This is a genomic window from Pseudomonas sp. NPDC077186 (assembly GCF_044543505.1).
GTDB lineage: Bacteria > Pseudomonadota > Gammaproteobacteria > Pseudomonadales > Pseudomonadaceae > Aquipseudomonas.
Window position 1 is genome coordinate 34,318 of record NZ_JBITWE010000005.1, and the last position, 21,886, is coordinate 56,203.

The window sequence follows — 21,886 nt, forward strand, 5'->3', positions numbered from 1 at the left end:
CCCCGCGCTGCAGCGCCACCGTAGCCCGGATGCAATCCGGGGCGGTCGTCGGGTTTATTCCCCGATTGCATCCGGGCGACCCAGGCGTGCGGGACTGAGCATGGCCTCGTCGAGGCCGAAGCGGGTCAGCGCCTCGGGCAGCGGCTGGCGGCGGATCAGCGCGGCGCTGGCCTGGCCCATCGCCGCGCTGGTCTGGATGCCGTAGCCGCCCTGGGCGGCGACCCAGAAGAAGCCCTCGGCCTGGCCGTCGTAGCCGGCCACCAGGTCGCCGTCGGCGACGAAGCTGCGCAGCCCGGCCCAGGTGTGCGCCGGGCGGCGGATGCTCAGGCTGGTGTGCTCCTCGATCTGGTAGATGCCCATGGCGATGTCCAGCTCCTCCGGCTGCACGTCGTGCGGCGCCACCGGGTCGGCGTTGGCCGGCGAGCCGAGCAGCTGGCCGGCGTCGGGTTTGAAGTAGAAGGCCTCGTGCAGGTCCACCACGCAGGGCCAGGCGTGGCAGTCGACGCCCTCCGGGCCGTGGAAGGTGAAGGCGGCGCGGCGCTTGGGCAGCAGGCCGATGGGGGCGACCCCGGCCAGCCGGGCGAGCTCGTCGCACCAGGCGCCGGCGGCGTTGACCAGCACCGGCGCGCGGTACTGCTCGGCGCCGCAGTCGACCAGCCAGGCGTCGCCGTCGCGGGCGATGGCCTGCACCTCGCGATCGTTGTGGATCTCCCCGCCCTGCTGGCGAATGCCGCGCAGGTAGCCCTGGTGCAGGGCATCGGTGTCGATGTCGGCGGCGCTGGGGTCGAACAGGGCGCCTTGGACCTTGTCGCGGCGCAGCACCGGCACCAGCGCGCAGGCCTGGTCGGCATCGAGCAGGCGGGCCTCGGGCACCTGGGCGCGGGCTTCGGCGAACTGGCGCTGCAGCTCGGCGGCATCGCCGCTGAAGTCCACCACCAGTTCGCCGCGCGGGCTGAGCAGCGGGTGCTCTGCGAAGCCGGGCGGCGGTGCGTCGTAGAAGGCGCGGCTGGCGGCGGTCAGCGCGCGCACCTGCGGCGTGCCGTAGGCCACGGTGTACAGCGCCGCGGAACGGCCGGTGCTGTGGTAGCCGGGCTGGCGCTCGCGTTCGAGGACGATGGTCTTGCCCTGGCTGGCGAGGAAGTAGCCGGTGGAGGCGCCGGCGATACCGGCGCCGACGATCAGGTAGTCGGCGTGTTGCATGCTCAGCCCTCCGCGGCCTGCTTGAGTTGGTGGAGCGCCTGGGCCAGGGCGACGTCTTCCAGACCCAGGCCGATGGAGCGGAAGAACACCGGGCGGCGGTAGTCGGGCACGGGCGCCGAGCCGTCGAGCAGCTCGGCCAGGTCGCCGCGGATCAGCGCGCGGTCCCACAGGTGCTGCTCGCTGGCTAGGCGCATCTCGCCGGCGCTGGCCGGGGTGGTGGCGCGGTAGTCGCAGTAGACGTCCATCTGCGCCAGGCTGGCCGGCGGCACCTCATGGGCGCGCGGCGCGTTGGTGCTGATCGAGGTGATCAGCGCCGGTCGCTCGAGCGTGGCGGGGTCGAACACCGGGCCGGCCGAGGAGGTGCACAGCATGATCACCTCGGCATCGGCGCAGGCCTCGGCCTGGCTGGCGCACAGCTGCAGGCGCGGGTCGAGCTGCAGCAGCTGCTGCTGCGCGGCGGCCGGCTTGCCGGCCAGGCTCGGCGAGTACAGGCGGATGCTCTGCCAGTCGCGCAGGCCCTGCGCGTAACGCACATGGGCACGCGCCACCGGGCCGCTGCCGATCACCGCCAGGCGGTTGGCCGCGGCCGGCGCCAGGGCGTCGACCGCCACCGCGGTGGTGGCCGCGGTGCGGGCGGTGGTGAGTTCGCCGGCATCGCACAGCAGCAGCGGCTGGCCGTCGTCCATCGACATCAGCAGGGTCCAGGCGGTGACGATGGCGCCGCGCTCGCCGGGGATGTAGGGCGAGGTCTTGACCCCGTAGACGCGCTGCTCGGCCAGCACGCCGAGGTAGTTGATGAAGTCGCCGCCGCCGGGAAATTCTACCAGCTGCTGCGCCGGCTGCACCGCCTGGCCGCGCGCCAGGCTGCAAAACAGCTCGCGCATGGCCTGCACGACATCGACGCGGGCGAGGAGTTGGGCGGCTTCGGCCCGATGGATCAGATAGGGCGGGGTGCTGGGCATGGCGGCGGCATCCAGAGTGAACTTATTTGTCCATTCTGGACTTATTGGTATCTGCTCGACAAGGGGCATGGCCAACACCTGTCCGTGGATGTCGCATGGGCTTAGCAGGCTGTTGAAAAACTACCTGCGTTGCCATCGCTGCGTTAAAAGCAGGCGGCCTCGCCTACGTTTTTCAACGGCCTGTTAGGGGTAAGCGATATCGCCGGGTCACAGCGAGAAGCATTGCCGGGGTGCAGGATCGCCAGCAAGTTGGCTTCTACGAAGAGCTTCGGCTTCGGGCAGCACGCTCTCGCTACCGAGTATGAGAAGGCGCAGGGCCGCAGGGTGCGCTGTGCGCACCAGCAATTCGTCGTCTGGGTTGGTACACACGGCGCACCCTACAGATGGCGGCCTTTGCCAGTAACGCAGTGTTCTTCCAGGCATCTATGCAACGCTTAACTGGAACATAGCCACAAAAAAGGCGAAGCCTCATGGCTTCGCCTTCTCGTCTTGCAGCGCAGTTGCTCAGTGATGCTTGCGTGGCACCGGCTTGAGCAGTTCGTCCGGCGGCATCTCGCACTGGATCTTGCGCCCGATCAGCGCCTCGATCGGCGGCAGGGCGAAGGCGTCGTCCTCGCCGGCGAAGCTGATCGAGGTGCCGCTGCTGCCGGCGCGGCCGGTACGGCCGATGCGGTGCACGTAGTCGTCCGGGTCTTCCGGCAGGGTGAAGTTGATCACGTGGCTGATGGCGTCGACGTGGATGCCGCGGCCGGCCACGTCGGTGGCGACCATGACGCGGATCTTGCCCTCGCGGAAGCCCTCCAGGGCGCGGATGCGCTTGTGCTGCGGCACGTCGCCGGACATCTGCACGGCGCTGACGCCGTCGCGGGTCAGGCGTTCCTCGATGCGGCGCACCTCGTCCTTGCGGTTGGCGAACACCATCACCCGGTTCCAGTCGTTCTGCGTGATCAGGTTGTACAGCAGCTTGTACTTGTCGCTGGAGGCGACGGCATAGACGTGCTGCTCCACCGTGTCGCTGGCGACGTTCTCCGGCTCGATCTCGACGATGGCCGGGTTCACCGTCCACTGCTTGGCCAGGTTCATCACGTCGTCGGTGAAGGTGGCGGAGAACAGCAGGGTCTGGCGCTCGCCCTTCATCGGGGTCTGGCGGATGATCTGGCGCACCTGGGGGATGAAGCCCATGTCGAGCATGCGGTCGGCTTCGTCGAGCACCATCACCTCGACCATGTCCAGGTGCACCTCGCCGCGCTGGTTGAAGTCCAGCAGGCGGCCGGGGGTGGCCACCAGGATGTCGCAGAAGCGCGATTCGAGCTGCTTGAGCTGCTTGTCGAAGTCCATGCCACCGACGAACTGCATGACGTTGAGGCCGGTGTACTTGGTCAGGGCGGCGGCGTCCTTGGCGATCTGCACCACCAGCTCGCGGGTCGGCGCGATGATCAGCGCGCGCGGCTCGCCCATGTAGCGTTCCTTCGGCGGCGGCGTCTGCAGCAGCTGGGTGATGATCGAAATAAGGAAGGCGGCGGTCTTGCCGGTGCCGGTCTGGGCGCGGCCGATGGCGTCCTGGCCCTTGAGGGTGTAGCCCAGCACGCCGGCCTGGATCGGCGTGCAGTAGGGGAAGCCGAGGTCGTGGATGGCGTGCATCAGCTCGGGGGCCAGCTTGAAGTCGTGGAAGCGGGTCTTGCCTTCGACCGGCTCGACCACGAAGTCTTCCAGTTTCCAGGTGTCCACCGGCTTGGCCGGGCGCTCGCGGCGCGGCTTGTCGGCCTTGGCCGGACGGGCGGGGCGTTCCGCGCTGGTTGCCGCACTGGCGGCAGCGGCTTCGGGCTGGCGCGCAGGCTTGGGCTTGCGGCTGGGTTTTTCCTGATCGCCGGCCTGGGTCTGGGCGGGCGCTACGGGCGCGGTGGCCGGTTGGGGCAGTTCGCCTTCGGCTTTGCCGAACATTTTCTTGAGTGCTTTGAGCACGGGCTTCTCATCGATTGGTTAAGGAATGAACGGCCGCCAGTGTAATGCAAGACGCGGGCGCGGCGAAGTGCTTCGCTCGCCCCTGTCAAGGGGCGAACGCGCGGTGCGGCTTATTTCGCCGGCAGGCTGGCCAGCAGCAGGCGCTGCACGTTGCCGCCCATGATCGCGGCGATCTCCTCGGCGGAGAAGCCGGCGCCCTGCAGGCCTTCGGTGAGCTGGGCCAGGCCGGTGACGTCGAACGGCGTGTGCACGGTGCCGTTGAAGTCCGAGCCCAGGGCCACGTGCGCGACGCCGACCTTGTCCGCCGTATAACGGATGGCGCGGACGATGGCGGCGACCGAGGTGTCGCACACCGCGGTGCTCCAGTAGCCGATGCCGATCACCCCGCCGCTGGCGGCGATGGCCTGCAGGTGCTTGTCGCTGAGGTTGCGCGTGCCGGGGCAGGTGCCCTCGACGCCGGTGTGCGAGACCAGCACCGGGCGCGTGGCCATGGCCAGCACGTCGTCGATCAGCGGCCGTGAGGCGTGGGCCAGGTCGACCAGCATGGCTTTCTCTTCCAGGCGTTCGATCACCTGGCGACCCAGCGGGGTCAGGCCGCCCTTTTCCAGGCCATGGGCCGAGCCGCCCACCTCGTTGTCGAAGAAGTGGGTCAGACCGGCGATGCGGAAACCGGCGTCGTACAGCGCATCGACGTTCTCCAGTTTGCCCTCGATGGGCTGCAGGCCCTCGGTGGCGAGCAGTGCGGCGACTCGCTGCGGATCCTGCCGCCAGGCCTCGACGAAGCGGGCCAGCTCGGCGCGGTTGCGCACCAGCACCAGGCGCCCGTCGCTGGCGTCGGCGGCCTCGCGCAGTTTCTCGGCCTGGTACAGCGCGCGCTGCAGCAGGCTGTCCCAGGTCGCGCGCGGCCAGCGCTGGGCCATGGCCAGCAGGGTGATGTTGTCGCTGTCGGCGGCGTTGCTTTCCATGTTCAGCCCGCGCGGGGTCTTGGTCACGGTGGAGAACACCTGCAGGCCGAGGCGCCCTTCGAGCATGCGCGGCAGGTCGGAGTGGCCATAGTCGTAGCGTTTGAGCAGGTCGCGCTCCCAGAGCAGGGCGTCGTCGTGCAGGTCGGCGACGAACAGGCCCTGATGCAATTGGCGAGCGCTGGCGCTGGCCGGGTAGGGCGGCGGCGAGGCGACGCTGTTCATCTGCGCATCGAGCACCTGGGGCAGGCCGAAAAAGGCCAGGGCGGAAAGCGGGGCGAGCAGCAGCAGGGCGATCAGCAGTTTGCGCATAAAGGGTGGCCATCCAGGCGTGTTGTTATAGTCGGCACTCTAGCAGGGGGAAGGGGCGGCGGTGCGTGGCAGCTCCGTGGGAGGCGCTTCAGCGGCGATTCGGTCGCGGCTAAAGCCCCTCCCACAACGCCTAGCGCACCAATGACGCAAATTATCAGCCGCAGAGGCAGTTACGCCCTTGCTGCTTGGCCTGGTACAGCGCGGCGTCGGCGCGGGCGATCAGGCTCTGCAGGCTGTCCTGGTGGCGCATCTGCGCCAGGCCGATGGAGATGGTCACCCCCGGCAGCACGCCGACCGGCGAATAGAAGGAGCCGACGCGTTCCAGGCTCTGGCGCAGACGCTCGCCGATGCCGCGCGCCTCCTGGTCGGCGATCTCCGGCAGGAGGATGACGAACTCCTCGCCGCCGAAGCGCACCAGGCTGTCCTTCGGCCGCAGCTGGTTGCGCAGGGTATGCGCCACCAGGCACAGGGCGTAGTCGCCGGCCAGGTGGCCGTGCTGGTCGTTGTAGGCCTTGAAGTGATCGACATCCAGCATCAGCAGCGACAGCGGCTCGCCGTTGAAGGCGCAGCGGGTGCTTTCGCGCTCGAACACGTGCTCCAGCCAGCGCCGGTTGAAGCTGCCGGTGAGGGTGTCGATATTGGCGTTCTGCTCGCTGTCGAGGATCAGCCGGTTGCCCTGGCGCACCCGTTCGCAGAGCAGCTCCAGGAGGTTCTGCATCAGCTGCGGCGATTGCTGGAACAGCGCGATCAGCGACTCGCGGTGCAGGCGCAGCACGGTGGAGGGGCGCTCGGCGACCACGTAGGCGCTGGGGTGCTCGTTGTCGATGAAGCTGATCTCGCCGGCGCAGTCGCCGACTTCCAGGGTGCCGACCGCCTGGTTGTCCAGCGAGCCGAGGTAGACGCGCAGCTGGCCCTCGATCAGCAAATAGAGGTGCTGGTTGCGGTTGAACGGGGACAGCAGGACTTCGCCGGCCTCCAGTTCGCAGGCGCGAAATTCCCGCAGCAACTGGTCGAGGCTGCTGGCGGCGACCTTGTGGAACAGTCGCAGTCGTTGGATTTGCTGCAGGTCTGCCTGCCAGTGCGCCGGTTTCATCGCGGTGTTGCCGGGCCTGGCGGGGCGTCGAGGCCGGATGGCATCGCAAACGCTCCTTGTCGTGGTGCAACAGCGTCTCGACATTATTCCCGGGTCGGGCCCCTGGCAATGCTCGGCCAAAGTTCGGCCGACCAGCGGTTGTACGTTGGTGCCAGGCTGTCGATTGGCGCGCGTCCCTGCGCGGCGACTTCAGTCGGGTAGGTGGAGGCGGTGGCCGACGGCGAAGCCGGCCAGGCGTTCGCCCACGGCCGCGGCCAGCGCCGGGTCGTGGCGCGGCAGGTGGACATGGGCGAGCTGGCCGGCCTGGTCGTCGCCGAGCACCTCGACCCGGATCGCCGGCGCCAGCTCGGCCAGCGCCGCCTGGTAGACGCGGGCGATGGCGTCGAAGCGCAGCGCCGGCTTGAAGGTCTTGCCCACCGCGGTAAGCGGGATGACCTCGATGATCCAGGCGTCCTTGGGCACCGCGGCGCGCTCGGGAATATGTGCGGCGGCATGTTCCAGCAACTCGGCTTCGCTGGTCTGCGCGCCCGGCTTGAGCTGGACGTAGACCACCGGCAATTCGCCGGCCTTCTCGTCCGGCTTGCCGACGGCGGCGGCCATGGCCACGGCCGGGTGCTTGTGCAGGGCTTCCTCGATCAGTTGCGGGTCGATATTGTGGCCGCCGCGGATGATCAGGTCCTTGCTGCGCCCGGTCAGCCAGATGTAGCCGTCTTCGTCCATGCGGCCGAGGTCGCCGGTGTTGAACCAGTCGCCGTCGACCCAGATGCCGGCGTTCTTGCTCGCCTGCAGGTAGCCCCTGAACACCGTGGCGCCGCGGATGCACAGGTTGCCGATCTCGTTGGGCGCGGCCTCGCGCAGGTACTGGCCCTGCTCGTCGAGCAGCTTGATGCGCACCTCGCAGTAGGGCATGCGCAGGCCGATGGAGCCGGGGCGGCGTTCGCCGGCCGGCGGGTTGGCGCAGCTGCCGCAGGTGCCTTCGGTGAGGCCGTAGCCTTCGATCAGGCACAGCCCGGTCTTGGCCTCGAACTGGCGGATCAGTTCCACCGGCATCGGCGCGGCGCCGCACAGGGCGTATTTCAGCGAGCTGAGGTCGAACCCCTCGCTGGGTATCTGCAGCAGGCCGGCATAGATGGTCGGCACGCCGCTGAAGAAGCTGACCTTGTGGCGCTCGATGATCTTCCAGAAATTGCCGATCAGCTTGGGGTTGCGGTAGCCCTGCGGGGTGGCCAGCAGCACCTCGGCGCCGCCGATGAAGGCGGTCAGGCCGGTGACGATCACGCCGTTGACGTGAAACAGCGGTAGGCCGCAGAGGGTCACGTCGCCGGGGGTGAAGCGGGTCACCAGGTTCATGCAGTAGGCCATCGCCACCTCGTTGCCGTGGCTGTGCGGCGCCAGCTTGGGCGTGCCGGTGGTGCCGCCGGTGTGGAAGTAGCTGGCGATGTCCTCGGGCTGGATGACCCGCCCGCTTTCCAGGCGGTCGCTCGGGCAGGCGGCGATGGTCTCGTCGAAATCCAGCACGCCGTCCGGCAACGGTCCGCGCTGGGCCTTGAGCGCGCTGCGCTGCGGCTCCGGCAGCAGGTTGGCGAGATCCACGCAGAGCACCGCCTTGAGCGCCGGCAACTGGCCGCGCAGGGCCTCGACCTTGGCCCACAGGTCGCTGCCGGGGAAGGGCGCCAGGGTGACCAGCAGCTCGGAGTCCGAGGCGTGGATCAGCTCGGCGATATGCTCGGGCTCGAGCAGCGGGTTGATCGCGTTGACGATGCCGGCCGCCTCGCCGCCCCAGATGGTGAAGTGGGTCTGCGGCAGGTTGGGCAGCAGGAAGGACACCGCCTTGCCCGGGCGCAGGCCGAGGCGGTGGAAGGCGTTGGCGGTCTGGGTGATTTTGCCCAGCAGCTCGGCGTAGCTCAGGCGCAGCGGCGCTTCCTCGCCGTCGCCCTGGAGGATGAACGACAGCGCCGGGGCGTCCGGCTGGGCGACGGCCGTGCGGCGGATCAGCTCGTAGGTGCTGGCGGGCAGGTCGCGAGCACTGAGCGGGGTTTTCTCGATCTGCTCGATATCCTGCAGGGTGCGGATCAGCGGCGCTGTGCTCATTGGTGCATCTCTCCGTATCGGGGCCTGTTCAAGGTGAAACCGGGTAGGGTGCGCCGTGCGCAGCAGCTCGCCGCCATCGCCGGTTCTGGTGCGCACGGCGCACCCTACCGATCAGGCGGCGAGCCGTTGGCTCAACCATTCGCCGATGTCGCGAATCTCTTCCGGAATGACCTCGTGGGCCATCGGATAGTCGCGCCACTGTACCGGTACGGACTGAGCCTGCAGGCGGTCGAACGCGGCGCGGCCCATGTCGGGGGTCACCACGTCGTCGAATCTGCCATGCAAACACAGCACCGGCAGTTGTCTTTTTGTATCCGTCAGCGGCATGTCGTCGCCGAAGGTCGGGGCGTAGGTGGACAGCGCCAGCACCCCGCCGAGCGCCTCGGCATAGCGCAGAAAGGCGGTGTGCAGCACCACCGCGCCGCCCTGGGAGAAACCGGCGAGGACGATGCGCGCCGGCTCGATGCCGTCGGCAAGCTCGGTTTCGATCAACTCGATCACCTGCTGCGCCGACTCTTCCAACTGCGCCTGGTCGATGGCGCGCGCCGGGCTCATGGCGAGGATGTCGTACCAGCTCGGCATGCTCCAGCCGCCGTTGATGGTGACGGGGCGGGTCGGCGCCTGCGGCAGGACGAAGCGGGTGCTGGGCAGCCGTTCCTGCAGGGCTTCGGCGACCGGCAGGAAGTCGTAGCGGTCGGCACCCAGGCCGTGCAGCCAGATCACGCTGGCGTTGGCGGGTTGTGGGGGCTGCAGGATCATGGGTGCGGTCATTGGTAGCTCCGGTGTGGTGCGTGCGCTTCAAATTGGGGCGGCGCCCTTTTCGAGGCTTGGCTAATCTGTGAATAAGTTGTCGCACGGGTGCAACTTTTGCTCTTGACCAGTCCGTATGCTGCTTTTTGCAAGGCGCTGGTACGGGGCTTGCTATAGCTGACTCGAACTGACGACGCGTGTGGTAACGGTAACACTGTGCCATCGCCGCACGCTCAACAGGCAGGAATCTGCTGTGTGGGGTTCCTTAGCAGTTCGCCGGCGCGAACCTTCGCGCCGACGGATGACGATCCGTCTCTGGCCCGTTCGACCAATGGGCAGGGCGGGGGCAGTTGGCCAGCAGAGGGAAATGCCGACTAGACTCACGCCTTAGGTCCGACCTTCCCGTCGATACCGCTGCTGCCAGCGGATCGCGTGCCTCATAAGGGTGGGGAAGCAGGACCGAGACTCCAACACAACAAGAGCAACTGGAGGTTTTAATGAAGATGGTGAAATCCACCCTGGCTGTGCTGACCACCGCAGCTGTACTCGGTGTCAGCGGCTTCGCGCAGGCGGGCGCCACCCTGGATGCGGTGCAGAAGAAGGGCTTCGTGCAGTGCGGGATCAGCGATGGTCTGCCGGGCTTCTCCTACGCCGACGAGAAAGGCAATTACCTGGGTCTGGACGTCGACGTCTGCCGCGCCGTAGCGGCTGCGGTGTTCGGCGATGCGACCAAGGTCAAATACAGTCCGCTGACCGCCAAGGAGCGCTTCACCGCGCTGCAGTCCGGCGAAGTCGACATCCTCTCGCGCAACACCACCTGGACCAGCTCGCGCGACGCGGCCCTGGGCCTGAACTTCACCGGCACCAACTACTACGACGGTCAGGGCTTCCTGGTGAACAAGAAGCTGGGCGTTTCCAGCGCCAAGGAACTGGACGGCGCCACCGTGTGCATCCAGGCCGGTACCACCACCGAGCTGAACCTCTCCGACTACTTCCGTGCCAACGGCATGAAGTACACCCCCATCACCTACGATACCTCCGACGAGAGCGCCAAGTCGGTCGAAGCCGGCCGTTGCGACGTGCTGACCTCCGACCAGTCGCAGCTGTACGCGCAGCGCATCAAGCTGGCCAACCCGGACGACTACGTGGTGCTGCCGGAAGTCATCTCCAAGGAACCGCTGGGCCCGGTGGTGCGCCAGGGTGACGAGGAGTGGTTCGACATCGTGCGCTGGAGCCTGTTCGCCATGCTCAACGCCGAGGAACTGGGCGTGACTTCGGCCAACGTCGAGGAAATGTCCAAGAGCACCAAGAACCCCGACGTCGCCCGTCTGCTCGGCGCCGAAGGCGAGTTCGGCAAGGACCTGAAGCTGCCGAAGGACTGGGCGGTGCAGATCGTCAAGCAAGTCGGTAACTACGGCGAGAGCTTCGACCGCAACGTCGGTGCCGGCAGCGAGCTGAAGATCGAACGCGGCCTCAATGCCCTGTGGAACAAAGGTGGTCTGCAGTACGCACCGCCGGTGCGTTGATCGTCTGTACCGGCGCGCCAGCTCGGCGCGCCGGTCGTTCCTGATGACGTGAACCCCATGCCTGCGTCCGCGGGTGTGGGGCTTCCAAGAGGGCTGTTATGCAAACTACTGCTAATGCCCCGCGCCCGCGAGGATCGGTCTGGACCGACCCCCAGGTGCGCGCGTGGCTATTCCAGATCATCGCCGTGGTCGCCGTCGTGGCGCTCGGCTGGTTCCTGTTCCAGAACACCCAGGCCAACCTCGAGAAGCGCGGGATCATTTCCGGCTTCAGCTTCCTGGGTAACAGTGCCGGATTCGGCATTGCCCAACACCTGATCGACTACACCGAAAGCGACACCTACGGACGGGTGTTCGTCATCGGCCTGCTCAACACCCTGCTGGTGTCGGTGATCGGCATCGTCCTGGCCACCATCCTCGGCTTCATCCTCGGCGTGGCGCGGCTGTCGCCGAACTGGCTGATCAGCAAGCTGGCCACCGTCTATATCGAGATCTTCCGCAACATCCCGCCGCTGCTGCAGATCCTGTTCTGGTACTTCGCGGTGTTCCTCACCCTGCCGGGGCCACGGCAGAGCCTGGAGATCGGCGAGACCTTCTTCCTCAATAGCCGCGGCCTGTACCTGCCGGCGCCGAGTCCGTCGGAGAGCTTCGGCCTGTTCGTCGGCGTGCTGCTGGCGACCATCGTCGCCATCGTCGTGATGGGGCGCTGGGCCAAGGCGCGGCGCGAGGCCACCGGCAAGGTGTTTCACGCCTTCTGGGCGTCGCTGGCGATGATCCTGGTGATCCCCGGCCTGGCGGTGCTGATCGGCGGCAACCCGCTGCAGTGGAGCGTGCCGGAACTGACCGGTTTCAACTTCCGCGGCGGCTGGGTGATGATCCCCGAGCTGATGGCCCTGACCCTGGCGCTGACCATCTACACCGCGGCCTTCATCGCCGAGAACGTGCGCTCCGGGATCATGGCGGTGAGCCACGGCCAGACCGAGGCGGCGCGCTCCCTGGGCCTGCGCCCCAGTATCACCCTGCGCCTGGTGATCATCCCGCAGGCCCTGCGCGTGATCATTCCGCCGCTGACCAGCCAGTACCTCAACCTGGCGAAGAACTCCTCGCTGGCGGCCGGCATCGGCTACCCGGACATGGTCTCGCTGTTCGCCGGCACGGTGCTCAACCAGACCGGTCAGGCCATCGAGGTGATCGCCATCACCATGAGCGTGTACCTGGCCATCAGCATCAGCATTTCCTTGCTGATGAACTGGTACAACAAGCGCATTGCGCTGATCGAGCGGTAAGGAGCAGCCATGCAGACCCATACCTTCAAACCGGACCTGCCGCCGCCGCGCATGAGCGTCGGCGCGCTGGGTTGGCTCAAGGCCAACCTGTTCTCCAACTGGTTCAACAGCCTGTTGACCCTGTTCGCCCTCTACCTGATCTGGCTGATCGTGCCGCCGCTGCTGCAGTGGGCCTTCATCGACGCCACCTGGAGCGGCACCACCCGCGCCGACTGCACCGGCGACGGCGCCTGCTGGGTGTTCATCCAGCAGCGCTTCGGCCAGTTCATGTACGGTTTCTACCCGAGCGAACTGCGTTGGCGGGTCGATACCACCCTGTGGCTGGCGATCATCGGCGCGGCGCCGCTGTTCGTGCCGCAGATGCCGCGCAAGGCGCTGTACGGCCTGGCCTTCCTGGTGATCTACCCGATCATCGCCTGGTGTCTGCTGCACGGCGGCGTGTTCGGCCTCGGCGTGGTCTCCACCAGCCAGTGGGGCGGCCTGATGCTGACCCTGGTGATCGCCGCGGTCGGCATCACTGGCGCGCTGCCGCTGGGTATCCTGCTGGCGCTGGGACGGCGTTCGGACATGCCGGCGATCAAGGTCATCTGCGTCACCTTCATCGAGTTCTGGCGCGGCGTGCCGCTGATCACCGTGCTGTTCATGTCCTCGGTGATGCTGCCGCTGTTCCTCCCCGAGGGCATGCACTTCGACAAGCTGATGCGCGCACTGATCGGGGTGATCCTGTTCCAGTCCGCCTACATCGCCGAGGTGGTGCGCGGCGGTCTGCAGGCCATCCCCAAGGGCCAGTACGAGGCGGCTGCGGCCATGGGCCTGGGCTACTGGCGGATGATGGGCCTGGTGATCCTGCCGCAGGCGCTCAAGCTGGTGATCCCCGGCATCGTCAACACCTTTATCGCGCTGTTCAAGGACACCAGCCTGGTGATCATCATCGGCCTGTTCGACCTGCTCAACAGCATCAAGCAGGCGACCACCGACCCGGCCTGGCTGGGCATGGCCACCGAGGGCTACGTGTTCGCCGCGCTGATTTTCTGGATTTTCTGTTTCGGCATGTCCCGCTACTCCCTGCATCTGGAGAGAAAGCTGGATACCGGTCACAAACGTTAGGAGCTGTTCAGGACCTGCTGCGCGTCGGCCAGGCGGCGTTGAAAACACTCTCGGAATGCTCATTTACTACTCGTAAACTGCGCTTCCTCGACCGTTTTCGCCTTGCCTGGCTCTAGCTCGCTAGCCCCTGAATCAGCTCGAAGGAGTGAGTTATGAGTGAAGCCATCAAGAAGTCTTCCAGCGCCGAGCCGATGATCCTCATGCAGGCCGTGCACAAGTGGTACGGCCAGTTCCACGTGCTCAAGGACATCAACCTCAGCGTGCAGCAGGGCGAGCGCATCGTCCTCTGCGGCCCGTCCGGTTCGGGCAAGTCCACCACCATCCGCTGCCTCAACCGCCTGGAAGAGCACCAGCAGGGGCGCATCGTGGTCGACGGCACCGAGCTGACCAGCGATCTCAAGCACATCGAGGCGATCCGCCGCGAAGTGGGCATGGTGTTCCAGCACTTCAACCTGTTCCCGCACCTGACCGTGCTGCAGAACTGCACCCTGGCGCCGATGTGGGTACGCAAGATGCCCAAGCGCCAGGCCGAGGAAGTCGCCATGCACTTTCTCGAGCGCGTGCGCATCCCCGAGCAGGCGCACAAGTACCCGGGCCAGCTCTCCGGCGGCCAGCAGCAGCGCGTGGCGATCGCCCGTGCGCTGTGCATGAAGCCGAAGATCATGCTGTTCGACGAGCCGACCTCGGCCCTCGACCCGGAGATGGTGAAAGAGGTGCTCGACACCATGATCGGCCTGGCCGAAGACGGCATGACCATGCTCTGCGTGACCCACGAAATGGGCTTCGCCCGCACCGTGGCGAACCGGGTGATCTTCATGGACAAGGGCGAGATCGTCGAAGAAGCCGAGCCCAACACCTTCTTCACCAACCCGCAGAACGAGCGCACCAAGCTGTTCCTCAGCCAGATCCTGCACTGAGGCGGGTGCGTTAAACGACAAGGGAGCCTTTGGGCTCCCTTTTTCGCAAGTAGGGTGCGCCGCGCGCAGCGCACAGCAACCCCGTCGTTCGTCGGTGCGCATGGCCTAGGCGGCCCCGCGACACCCTACAGCCCTGGAGCACTTATGAACCACCCCAATGCCGAACTGATCCAGCGTTTCTATACGGCCTTCCAGCGTCTGGATGCCGAGGCCATGGCGGCCTGCTACGCCGCGGACATTCAATTCTCCGACCCGGTGTTCACCGACCTGCGTGGCGCCGCGGCCGGCGATATGTGGCGCATGCTGTGCAGCCGCGCCGAAGGCTTTTCGCTGAGCTTCGATGCGGTGCAGGCCGACGACCGCCAGGGCAGCGCCCATTGGGTCGCCCGCTACCGCTTCAGCGCCACCGGGCGCCAGGTGGTCAACCGCATCCAGGCGCAGTTTCGCTTCGAGGGCGGACTGATAGTCGAGCACCGTGACCAGTTCGACCTGTGGCGCTGGGCCGGCCAGGCGCTCGGTGCCAAGGGCCTGCTGCTGGGCTGGGCGCCGCCGGTGCAGGGGGCGATCCGCCGGCAGGCGGCCAAGGGCCTGGCGCAGTTTCGCCAGGGGCGCCAGGCGGCCGGCTGAAGCGTGCGGCTGAACGCAGTGGTAGGCTTGCCGGTCATAGCCTTCAATTAGGGATGCGGGCGCCTGTTGCCGCCCCCAGCCACCCTCAGCCGAGATCCTGCCGTGACCGAATTGCTCGTAGCCGTGAAACAGGCCAAGGCCTGGGGCGTCCATGCCGTCACCGCCAGCGGGGTGATACTCGCCTTGCTGGCCCTGCTCGCCGTGCTCGACAGCCAGCCCAAGCAGTGCTTGCTGTGGCTCGGCCTGGCGCTGCTGGTCGATGGCCTCGACGGCTCGCTGGCGCGGCGCTACGACGTCAAGGGCGTGCTGCCGCATTTCGACGGCTCGACCCTGGATCTGGTGATCGACTACCTCACCTACGTGTTCATCCCGGCGATCTTCCTCTACCGCTTTATCCCGCTGCCCGATTTCACCGCGCTGTTCGCCGTGGGGCTGATCCTGGTGTCCTCGCTGTTCTGCTTCTGCAACCTCAACATGAAGAGCCAGGACAACTACTTCGTCGGCTTCCCGGCGGCGTGGAACGTGGTGGTGCTGTACTTCTACCTCCTCGACTTCCACCCCTGGCTGGCGCTGGGCACCATCGTCCTGCTGGCCGGCCTGACCCTGACCAAGATGAAGTTCCTGCATCCGTTTCGGGTGCGCCAGTTCATGCCGCTGAACATCGCCGTGACCAGCCTGTGGATGCTGGCCAGCGCCCTGCTGATCCTGCAGTACCCGCTCAACCAGCCCTGGTTGCTGGCCATCTGGCTGCTGGCCAGCGCCTATTTCGTCGGCGTCTGCCTGTGGCGCAGCGCGCGGGAATGGTGGCCGCAGCGCGGATGAACGCGGCGCTCGACAAGGCCTGGTTCGTCTACCTGGTACGCGCCGCCAACGGCGCGCTGTACTGCGGCATCAGCGACGACCCGCAGCGGCGCTTCGCCCAGCACCAGGCGGGCAAGGGCGCGCGCTTCTTCCACACCAGCCCGGCGCAGGCGCTGGCCTACGTCGAGGCCTGCGCCGGCAAGGGCGAGGCGCTGCGCCGCGAGCGGGCGATCAAGCGCCTGCCCAAGCGCGCCAAGGAAGCGCTGATTGCCGCCGGTGATGCTTCCCCATTCGCCTGAGGCGGTGGGCGCGCCCGGGCCAGGCGGTTAAGCTGGGCCTTTCGACCCCGACGCGGAGCGCGCCATGCACGAGCTGATCCTGCACCATTACCCGACCTCGCCCTTTGCCGAGAAGGCCCGCCTGATGCTGGGCTTCAAGCAGCTGTCGTGGCGTTCGGTGACGATTCCGCCGCTGATGCCCAAGCCGGATCTGACCGCGTTGACCGGCGGCTACCGCAAGACCCCGGTGCTGCAGGTGGGCGCCGATATCTACTGCGACACCGCGCTGATCGCCCGCCGCCTGGAGGCGGAGAAGGCCACCCCGGCGTTGTTGCCCGAAGGCCAGGAGTTCAACGTCAGCCTGCTGGCGCAATGGGCCGACTCGGTGCTGTTCCAGCACGCCGTGGCGCTGGTGTTCCAGCCCGAATCCATCGCCCTACGTTTCGCCAAGCTACCGCCGGAGTTCGTCAAGGCCTTCGTCGCCGACCGCAGCGCGCTGTTCTCCGGCGGCAGCGCCAACCGCCTGCCGCTGGAGCAGGCCAAGCACCACTGGCCGGTACTGATGGGGCGCCTGCAGCAGCAACTGCAGCGCGAGCCGGGCGACTTCCTGTTCGGCGAGCCGTCGCTGGCCGACTTCGCCGTGGCCCACTGCCTGTGGTTCCTGCGTGGCACCCCGGTGACCGCGCCGCTGGTCGACGACTACCCGGATGTCGCCGCCTGGCTCGGCCGGGTGCTGGGCTTCGGCCACGGCTCGCTGAGCGAGATGAGCGCCGAGCAGGCCATCGCCGTGGCGTGCGAGGCGACCCCGGCGGCGCTGCCGGAGGAGGACTTCGTCGAGCCCAACGGCTTCGCCCACGGCCAGCAGGTGAGCATCGCCGCGGTGGACTATGGCGTCGATCCGGTGGCGGGCGAGCTGGTCTTCGCCGGGCGCGAGGAGCTGATCCTGCGCCGCGAGGACGCGCGGGCCGGCCTGGTGCACGTGCATTTCCCGCGCCTGGGTTTTCGTATCGAGGCGCGCTAGGCGCCTGTTCCCGGCAGCGCGAGGCGATTAGCCCGCCTGGATGGTCAGCGCGTCGCTCAGTAGGCGGCGCGGATGGCGCGCTGGTCGTAGCCGTGGATGATCCGTCCGCGCATATCGATCAGCGGTACGCCGCGGCCGCCCAGGGCCTGGTACTTCGCCTTGCCGGCGCTGTCCTTCTCGATATCCACCTCGCGGTAGGCGATGCCGTCCGCGGCGAACAGTTCGCGGGTCTTGGCGCAGTAGCCGCACCAGCTGGTGGCGTAGAGCACGACCTCGCCGCCGGCGTTGCCGGCCTGCGCCGGCTCGAGCCAGCGCTCGAGCTTGTCCCAGTTCTGCCACAGGGCCAGGGCGGCGAGGATCAGCAGGATTTTCTTCATCGGGGCGCGTCCTTGTGCGTGGTGGCGGCTTGCAGTTGCGCCAGGGTAAAGGGTGCCGGGCGATCCGGCCACTGCAGCTGCAATCTTTCCAGCTCGCGGGCCAGCAGGCTGGCCACCAGCAGGTCGCGCAGCCAGCGCTTGTGCGCCGGGATCAGGTACCAGGGCGCGGCGCCGCTGTGGCTGGCGGCGAGCAGCGCGCTCCAGCGCCGCTGGCGTTCGCCGAACTGCTGGTGCGCCTGCAGGTCGCTGAGCTTGAGCTTCCAGCGTTTCTCGGGTTTTTCCAGGCGCTCGACCAGGCGGCGGTACTGCTCGGCCTGGTCGATCTGCAGGTAGCACTTGAGCACGACGATGCCCTGCGCCGCCAGGCCCTGCTCGAATGCCAGCGCCGCGGCCAGGCGCGCCGGCAGCTCGTCGTCGCCGCACAGGCCGTCCAGCGGGTCGCAGATCAGCGCCTCGTAATGACTGCGGTTGAATACGCCGAGCAGGCCGGGGGCAGGCAGGCGCTGGCGGTAGCGCTGCAGGAAGTGCTGGCCGCGCTCGGCCGCGTTCGGCGCCTGGAAGCTGTGCACGACCAGTCCCTGCGGGTTGCAGGCGCTTAGCACGCGGCGAATGACGCCGTCCTTGCCGCTGCAATCGGGGCCTTGCAGCACCAGCAGCAAGGCCTGGCGGCGGTTGGCCCAGAGGCGCGTCTGCTGCTCCTGCAGCCAGGGCTTGAGCCGTTCCAGGCGGGCCTTGGCCGCGGCCTTGTCGAGGCCGAAGGTGCGCGCCGGATCGCCCGCCAGCGGCGCCCGCACGTCGCACAGACAGGCGTCGAGCAGGGCGTTGGGCAGGCGCTGGCTCATGGGCGGGTTCCTTCAGCGGGGTGGCCGGCAGGCCGGGCACAGCATGGCTGCGCCGTTCAGGCGCAGGCGCGGCAACTGGGCGGCGAGCAGCTGGAAATGTGCCAGGCGTTCGTAGCACAGCACCAACTCGCCAGCGTCTCGACTGTACCAGGCATCCGCGGCGCCGCAATTGACCACGCGCAGGATCAGGTCGCGCGGCAGGCGATAAACGGCGCTGGCGCGGGCGGCGATGGCCTCCACCTCGCCGCTGTCCTGCAGCAGCGCGAGCAGGCGTGCGCCGTTGGCGATGCGCTGTGCGGGCGCATCGAAGATCACCCGGATGCGATGGCCGTGCGGCTCGCCTGGCCTGCGCCCGTGCTGGCGCTTGACCCAGGCCAGGGCCCGGCTGACCTGCTGGTATTCCTGGTCGCAATAGAGCGCCCGCTCCATCGGCAGGCCGGTGACCTTGGGCACCCACTCCAGGCGATCCGGGTCGCTGCCGTAGATCAGGCAGGCCAGGTTGTAGAAGCGCTGCGCGTCCAGGCCGTGACTGGCCCAGGCGTGCACCTCCTCGTAGTCGGGCTTGGGGCGTTGCCATTCGAGGCGCCAGTAGTCGGCGATGTCCAGCAGCCGGGCATAGAAGCCGGCGTCGCGCTGCCGGTCGGCGCTGAGGAACAGGCTGAGGAAGCCCAACTGGTCGGCGGCGTCCTCCTCGCGCCCGAGTACCGGCAGATCCAGCTCGGCGATCAGCAGGTGGCCCATCTCGTGGAGCAGGGTGAACTCGGCGTTGGCACTGATGAAGCGCTCCTCGTCGCTGAGCAGCGCCTCGATCGGCGGCTCCTCGGAGGCGTCGGCCGCCAGCAGGACGAGGCCCAGCAGGGCGGCGGCGCAGTGGCGGCGCAAGGCAGGGGACGAGGGCATGGGCGCACCTCGCGGCGTGTTCTTGCAGTCTAGCCCAGCCGGGGCGCGCGTCAGTCCTGGCGGCGCTTGAGCTGATCCTTCAGCTGGGTCGGTAGCTGGCGGATGATCAGCATGTCGTGGCCCTCGTCGTACTCGACCTTCGAGCCCAGCAGGTGCGCCTCGAAGCTGATCGACAGGCCCTCGGCGCGACCAGTGAAGCGCTGGAACTGGCTCAGGGTGCGCTTGTCCGCCGGAAATTCCGGGGCCATGCCGTAATCCTTGTTGCGGATATGCTCGTAGAAGGCGCGCGGACGCTCTTCGTCGATCAGTCCGGAGAGCTCGTCGAGGGTGATCGGCTCGCCCAGCTTGGCCTGGCTGGTGGCGTAGCCGACCAGGGTCTTGGTCTTCTCGCGCGCCTGCTCCTCCGGTAGATCCTCGCTCTCGACGAAGTCGCTGAAGGCCTTGAGCAGGGTACGGGTCTCGCCCGGGCCGTCGACGCCTTCCTGGCAGCCGATGAAGTCGCGGAAGTAGTCGGAGACCTTCTTGCCGTTCTTGCCCTTGATAAAGGAGATGTACTGCTTGGACTGCTTGTTGTTCTGCCACTCGCTGATGTTGATGCGCGCGGCCAGGTGCAGCTGGCCCAGATCCAGGTGCTTGGCCGGGGTCACGTCCAGTGCCTCGGTCACCGCCACGCCTTCGCTGTGGTGCAGCAGGGCGATGGCCAGGTAGTCGGTCATGCCTTGCTGGTAGTGGGCCAGCAGCACGTGGCCGCCGGTGGACAGGTTGGATTCTTCCATCAGCTTCTGCAGCTGTTCCACGGCCTGGCGGCTGAAGGCGGTGAAGTCCCGTTCGCCGTCGAGGTAGGCCTTCAGCCAGCCGCTGAAGGGATAGGCGCCGGATTCCTCGTGGAACAGACCCCAGGCCTTGCCCTGCTTGGCGTTGTAGCTCTCGTTGAGGTCGGCCAGCAGGTTCTCCATGGCCGGTGAGGCGCTCAGCTCGCTGTCGCGGGCGTGCAGCACGGCGGGGCTGCCATCGGGTTTCTTGTCGATCAGGTGGACGATGCAGTGGCGGATCGGCATGGCGGTCTCGTTGGGCAAGTCGAACAGGGGCGCAGTTTACCCGAAGCGGGGCAATTGCATCCGGGGCCACGATTGCGCCGTGGCGGCCGCAGGCGGAGTGCAACCGTGGGAGGCGCTGCAGCGGCGACGGTCGCGGCTAAAGCCCCTCCCACCGATAGCGTGCGTAGCCTGGATGTCGTGGGCTTCGATAAAGCGCGATCCACCCGCACCGTAGGAGCGGATTTATCCGCGATAAAGCGTCATTGCGCAGGGTGAGCCAGCCGCAGGCGTAATCCGGCAGGGCGACCTCAGCCCTGCCGGCGCTGTTGCAGGGTGCGCAAGCGCTCGATCACGTAGCGCAGGTGCATATGCAGCTCGTACAGCTCGTTGGAGTAGGACAGCGGCACCTCGACCGCCGCCAGTTCGTCCTCCAGCCGTTCCAGGCGTTCGATCTCGCTGTCCAGCTCGGCGGGCAGGGAGCCGGCGTGCAGCTTGCGATCGATCTCGCGCAGGTGCTTGTACCAGCGGTAGATGCGCGCGCGGATGCGCCACTGGTAGATCGGCCCCACCGCCTTGACCAGCGGGATCATCACCACGATCAGCGGGATCAGCAGGATGATGTAGCGGTCGGCCAGCGAGGCGATGCGAAACGGCAGGTAGCGCTGCAGGATCGGCAGGCCCTTGGCGTAGTAGTGCTCGGCATCCTGGTGCAGCTCGAAGGTGCGCGGCTCGGCGCTGGGGAAGGCGCCGGCGGCGTCGAGCAGGGTGCCGTTCTTCATCACCTCGCGGCTGGCGGCGAGAAACAGCGGCACCAGGCCGGGGTTGAACTCCTCGTTGACCACCAGGGTGGCCACCGGGGCGAGGGTGACGATGTCGCGATCCGGCGCGTTGCTGGCCAGGTCGAGCAGGCCTTCGCCGACCGTGACGCGGTTGAAGAAGGGCAGGCGCGCCTCGTAGGCGGCGGCGCGGCGAAAGTGTGCCAGGGCGATGTCGGGGCTGGCCGCCAGCTGCTGCACCAGGGCGTTCTCCGCTGGGCCGACGAAGAACGCCGCGTCCAGCTCGCCGGCCAGCAGCGCGCGGGCCGCCTTGCCGCCGCCGACGCTCTGCCAGGTTGCGGGGTATTGCTCTGGGGCGATGGCGTTGGCGCCGAGAATGGCGTCGCTGGCGGCGCGGGTGCCGCTGCCTTCGCCGCCGAGGCCGAGGCGCAGCGGCAGCAGGTCGGCGATGCGGTCGAGGCTGGCCTCGCGCCGATAGAACAGCCACAGCGGTTCCTGGTAGATCGCCCCCAGGCTCTCCAGCCGTTGCTGCTCGGCCGGCGCGAGCTGGCGTTCCAGGCCGCTCTGCACCAGGGCGATCTGCACCTGGGGGGCGTCGGCCAGCAACTGCTGCAGGTTGTCGCGCGAGCCGGAGGTGGGCACCAGGTGCAGCTCGAAGCCTTCCTTGGCCAGTTCCTCCTTGAGCCGTTCGGCGAACTGCTGGTAGGCGCCGCCCTGGGTGCCGGTGGCCATGCTGGCGCTCATCGGCGGCGGCGGGGCGACGAACTGGAACAGCGCCCAGACCAGCGCGGCCACCACCGGCACTATCCACAGGTTGGCCAGGATCATGATCTTCAGGTCGTTCAGCACGCGGCGCATGGGGCATCCTTGGATTTGAAAGTCGCGAGGCGACGCCTTCCTGCTGTCCTTCTTCCGCGGGAGAAGCTGGCGCGCAGCGCCGGGTGAGGGCAGGCGGGTTCGCTGCAAGGATAGAACCCCAAGCGGCCTGCGGTCACGCCATAGGGTGTCGCGGGACAGCTCAGGCGGTAGGATCAAGCGGGTCGTAGGGTGCGCCGTGCGCAC

General features: G+C 67.6%; 20 protein-coding genes. 8 read left to right on the forward strand and 12 right to left on the reverse strand.

From position 1 onward, the window contains the following. Nucleotides 1-54 precede the first annotated feature (54 nt). From ACIGKL_RS18375 to ACIGKL_RS18405, 7 genes are all read right to left on the reverse strand, one after another. Complete coding sequence (locus ACIGKL_RS18375; RefSeq protein ID WP_397487913.1) at nt 55-1,200, reverse strand: NAD(P)/FAD-dependent oxidoreductase; 1,146 nt, start codon at nt 1,198-1,200, stop codon at nt 55-57. A gap of 2 nt (nt 1,201-1,202) precedes the next feature. Continuing rightward, nucleotides 1,203-2,162 (reverse strand): ornithine cyclodeaminase family protein, encoded by a 960-nt coding sequence (locus tag ACIGKL_RS18380; protein ID WP_397487914.1) that lies wholly within the window; start codon nt 2,160-2,162, stop codon nt 1,203-1,205. A 504-nt stretch (nt 2,163-2,666) separates the two neighbouring features. Further along, nucleotides 2,667-4,124 carry an ATP-dependent RNA helicase RhlB gene (gene rhlB, locus ACIGKL_RS18385; RefSeq protein ID WP_397487915.1) on the reverse strand — a complete coding sequence of 486 codons (1,458 nt, stop codon included), beginning with the start codon at nt 4,122-4,124 and terminating at the stop codon, nt 2,667-2,669. A gap of 110 nt (nt 4,125-4,234) precedes the next feature. Then, on the reverse strand, nt 4,235-5,398 hold the full coding sequence (locus ACIGKL_RS18390; protein WP_397487916.1) for a dipeptidase: 1,164 nt from the start codon (nt 5,396-5,398) through the stop codon (nt 4,235-4,237). Nucleotides 5,399-5,552: 154 nt separating this feature from the next. After that, entirely contained in the window at nt 5,553-6,491 is a 939-nt protein-coding gene (locus tag ACIGKL_RS18395) for a GGDEF domain-containing protein (RefSeq protein ID WP_397487917.1), read from the reverse strand. 189 nt (nt 6,492-6,680) lie between these two features. After that, nucleotides 6,681-8,582: an acyl-CoA synthetase gene (locus tag ACIGKL_RS18400; RefSeq protein ID WP_397487918.1), complete on the reverse strand. Its 1,902-nt coding sequence runs from the start codon at nt 8,580-8,582 to the stop codon at nt 6,681-6,683. Nucleotides 8,583-8,693: 111 nt separating this feature from the next. Next, nucleotides 8,694-9,353, reverse strand: a complete 660-nt coding sequence (locus ACIGKL_RS18405) for an alpha/beta hydrolase (protein ID WP_397487919.1) — start codon at nt 9,351-9,353, stop codon at nt 8,694-8,696. Between the two features lie 476 nt (nt 9,354-9,829). Here ACIGKL_RS18405 and ACIGKL_RS18410 point away from each other — a divergent pair, with 476 nt between their 5' ends. From ACIGKL_RS18410 to ACIGKL_RS18445, 8 genes are all read left to right on the forward strand, one after another. After that, nucleotides 9,830-10,858 (forward strand): amino acid ABC transporter substrate-binding protein, encoded by a 1,029-nt coding sequence (locus tag ACIGKL_RS18410; RefSeq protein ID WP_397487920.1) that lies wholly within the window; start codon nt 9,830-9,832, stop codon nt 10,856-10,858. A gap of 98 nt (nt 10,859-10,956) precedes the next feature. Then, entirely contained in the window at nt 10,957-12,141 is a 1,185-nt protein-coding gene (locus ACIGKL_RS18415) for an amino acid ABC transporter permease (RefSeq protein ID WP_397487921.1), read from the forward strand. A gap of 9 nt (nt 12,142-12,150) precedes the next feature. Then, nucleotides 12,151-13,248 carry an amino acid ABC transporter permease gene (locus tag ACIGKL_RS18420; protein ID WP_397487922.1) on the forward strand — a complete coding sequence of 366 codons (1,098 nt, stop codon included), beginning with the start codon at nt 12,151-12,153 and terminating at the stop codon, nt 13,246-13,248. A gap of 152 nt (nt 13,249-13,400) precedes the next feature. After that, entirely contained in the window at nt 13,401-14,165 is a 765-nt protein-coding gene (locus ACIGKL_RS18425; protein ID WP_021445750.1) for an amino acid ABC transporter ATP-binding protein, read from the forward strand. Nucleotides 14,166-14,309: 144 nt separating this feature from the next. Further along, nucleotides 14,310-14,792 carry a nuclear transport factor 2 family protein gene (locus tag ACIGKL_RS18430; protein ID WP_397487923.1) on the forward strand — a complete coding sequence of 161 codons (483 nt, stop codon included), beginning with the start codon at nt 14,310-14,312 and terminating at the stop codon, nt 14,790-14,792. 102 nt (nt 14,793-14,894) lie between these two features. Continuing rightward, nucleotides 14,895-15,614: a phosphatidylcholine synthase gene (gene pcsA, locus ACIGKL_RS18435; protein WP_397487924.1), complete on the forward strand. Its 720-nt coding sequence runs from the start codon at nt 14,895-14,897 to the stop codon at nt 15,612-15,614. Further along, nucleotides 15,611-15,892 carry a GIY-YIG nuclease family protein gene (locus ACIGKL_RS18440; protein WP_397487925.1) on the forward strand — a complete coding sequence of 94 codons (282 nt, stop codon included), beginning with the start codon at nt 15,611-15,613 and terminating at the stop codon, nt 15,890-15,892. Before pcsA ends, ACIGKL_RS18440 begins: the two co-directional genes overlap by 4 nt. Before the next feature lie 64 nt (nt 15,893-15,956). Next, on the forward strand, nt 15,957-16,892 hold the full coding sequence (locus ACIGKL_RS18445; protein WP_397487926.1) for a glutathione S-transferase family protein: 936 nt from the start codon (nt 15,957-15,959) through the stop codon (nt 16,890-16,892). 56 nt (nt 16,893-16,948) lie between these two features. On the opposite strand, the gene ACIGKL_RS18450 is transcribed toward ACIGKL_RS18445, so the two are convergent. From ACIGKL_RS18450 to ACIGKL_RS18470, 5 genes are all read right to left on the reverse strand, one after another. Continuing rightward, nucleotides 16,949-17,269: a glutaredoxin family protein gene (locus tag ACIGKL_RS18450; RefSeq protein WP_397487927.1), complete on the reverse strand. Its 321-nt coding sequence runs from the start codon at nt 17,267-17,269 to the stop codon at nt 16,949-16,951. Further along, nucleotides 17,266-18,111: a polyphosphate kinase 2 family protein gene (locus ACIGKL_RS18455; RefSeq protein ID WP_397487928.1), complete on the reverse strand. Its 846-nt coding sequence runs from the start codon at nt 18,109-18,111 to the stop codon at nt 17,266-17,268. Before ACIGKL_RS18455 ends, ACIGKL_RS18450 begins: the two co-directional genes overlap by 4 nt. Nucleotides 18,112-18,123: 12 nt before the next feature. After that, nucleotides 18,124-19,011: a DUF4344 domain-containing metallopeptidase gene (locus ACIGKL_RS18460; RefSeq protein ID WP_021445743.1), complete on the reverse strand. Its 888-nt coding sequence runs from the start codon at nt 19,009-19,011 to the stop codon at nt 18,124-18,126. Nucleotides 19,012-19,061: 50 nt separating this feature from the next. Beyond that, nucleotides 19,062-20,069 (reverse strand): nucleoid-associated protein YejK, encoded by a 1,008-nt coding sequence (gene yejK, locus ACIGKL_RS18465; RefSeq protein ID WP_397487929.1) that lies wholly within the window; start codon nt 20,067-20,069, stop codon nt 19,062-19,064. Between the two features lie 287 nt (nt 20,070-20,356). Then, nucleotides 20,357-21,682, reverse strand: a complete 1,326-nt coding sequence (locus ACIGKL_RS18470; RefSeq protein WP_397487930.1) for a TAXI family TRAP transporter solute-binding subunit — start codon at nt 21,680-21,682, stop codon at nt 20,357-20,359. Nucleotides 21,683-21,886 lie beyond the last annotated feature (204 nt).

What these genes read in the sequence shown, in the direction of transcription:
- ACIGKL_RS18400 (WP_397487918.1), bottom strand. Translation starts at nt 8,582, where the DNA reads ATGAGCACAGCGCCGCTGATCCGCACCCTGCAGGATATCGAGCAGATC.
- ACIGKL_RS18380 (WP_397487914.1), bottom strand. Translation starts at nt 2,162, where the DNA reads ATGCCCAGCACCCCGCCCTATCTGATCCATCGGGCCGAAGCCGCCCAA.
- ACIGKL_RS18375 (WP_397487913.1), bottom strand. Translation starts at nt 1,200, where the DNA reads ATGCAACACGCCGACTACCTGATCGTCGGCGCCGGTATCGCCGGCGCC.
- ACIGKL_RS18425 (WP_021445750.1), top strand. Translation starts at nt 13,401, where the DNA reads ATGAGTGAAGCCATCAAGAAGTCTTCCAGCGCCGAGCCGATGATCCTC.
- ACIGKL_RS18445 (WP_397487926.1), top strand. Translation starts at nt 15,957, where the DNA reads ATGCACGAGCTGATCCTGCACCATTACCCGACCTCGCCCTTTGCCGAG.
- ACIGKL_RS18430 (WP_397487923.1), top strand. Translation starts at nt 14,310, where the DNA reads ATGAACCACCCCAATGCCGAACTGATCCAGCGTTTCTATACGGCCTTC.
- ACIGKL_RS18390 (WP_397487916.1), bottom strand. Translation starts at nt 5,398, where the DNA reads ATGCGCAAACTGCTGATCGCCCTGCTGCTGCTCGCCCCGCTTTCCGCC.
- yejK (WP_397487929.1), bottom strand. Translation starts at nt 20,069, where the DNA reads ATGCCGATCCGCCACTGCATCGTCCACCTGATCGACAAGAAACCCGAT.
- ACIGKL_RS18440 (WP_397487925.1), top strand. Translation starts at nt 15,611, where the DNA reads ATGAACGCGGCGCTCGACAAGGCCTGGTTCGTCTACCTGGTACGCGCC.
- ACIGKL_RS18410 (WP_397487920.1), top strand. Translation starts at nt 9,830, where the DNA reads ATGAAGATGGTGAAATCCACCCTGGCTGTGCTGACCACCGCAGCTGTA.
- ACIGKL_RS18460 (WP_021445743.1), bottom strand. Translation starts at nt 19,011, where the DNA reads ATGCCCTCGTCCCCTGCCTTGCGCCGCCACTGCGCCGCCGCCCTGCTG.
- ACIGKL_RS18395 (WP_397487917.1), bottom strand. Translation starts at nt 6,491, where the DNA reads ATGAAACCGGCGCACTGGCAGGCAGACCTGCAGCAAATCCAACGACTG.
- ACIGKL_RS18455 (WP_397487928.1), bottom strand. Translation starts at nt 18,111, where the DNA reads ATGAGCCAGCGCCTGCCCAACGCCCTGCTCGACGCCTGTCTGTGCGAC.
- ACIGKL_RS18420 (WP_397487922.1), top strand. Translation starts at nt 12,151, where the DNA reads ATGCAGACCCATACCTTCAAACCGGACCTGCCGCCGCCGCGCATGAGC.
- ACIGKL_RS18470 (WP_397487930.1), bottom strand. Translation starts at nt 21,682, where the DNA reads ATGCGCCGCGTGCTGAACGACCTGAAGATCATGATCCTGGCCAACCTG.
- ACIGKL_RS18405 (WP_397487919.1), bottom strand. Translation starts at nt 9,353, where the DNA reads ATGACCGCACCCATGATCCTGCAGCCCCCACAACCCGCCAACGCCAGC.
- ACIGKL_RS18450 (WP_397487927.1), bottom strand. Translation starts at nt 17,269, where the DNA reads ATGAAGAAAATCCTGCTGATCCTCGCCGCCCTGGCCCTGTGGCAGAAC.
- ACIGKL_RS18415 (WP_397487921.1), top strand. Translation starts at nt 10,957, where the DNA reads ATGCAAACTACTGCTAATGCCCCGCGCCCGCGAGGATCGGTCTGGACC.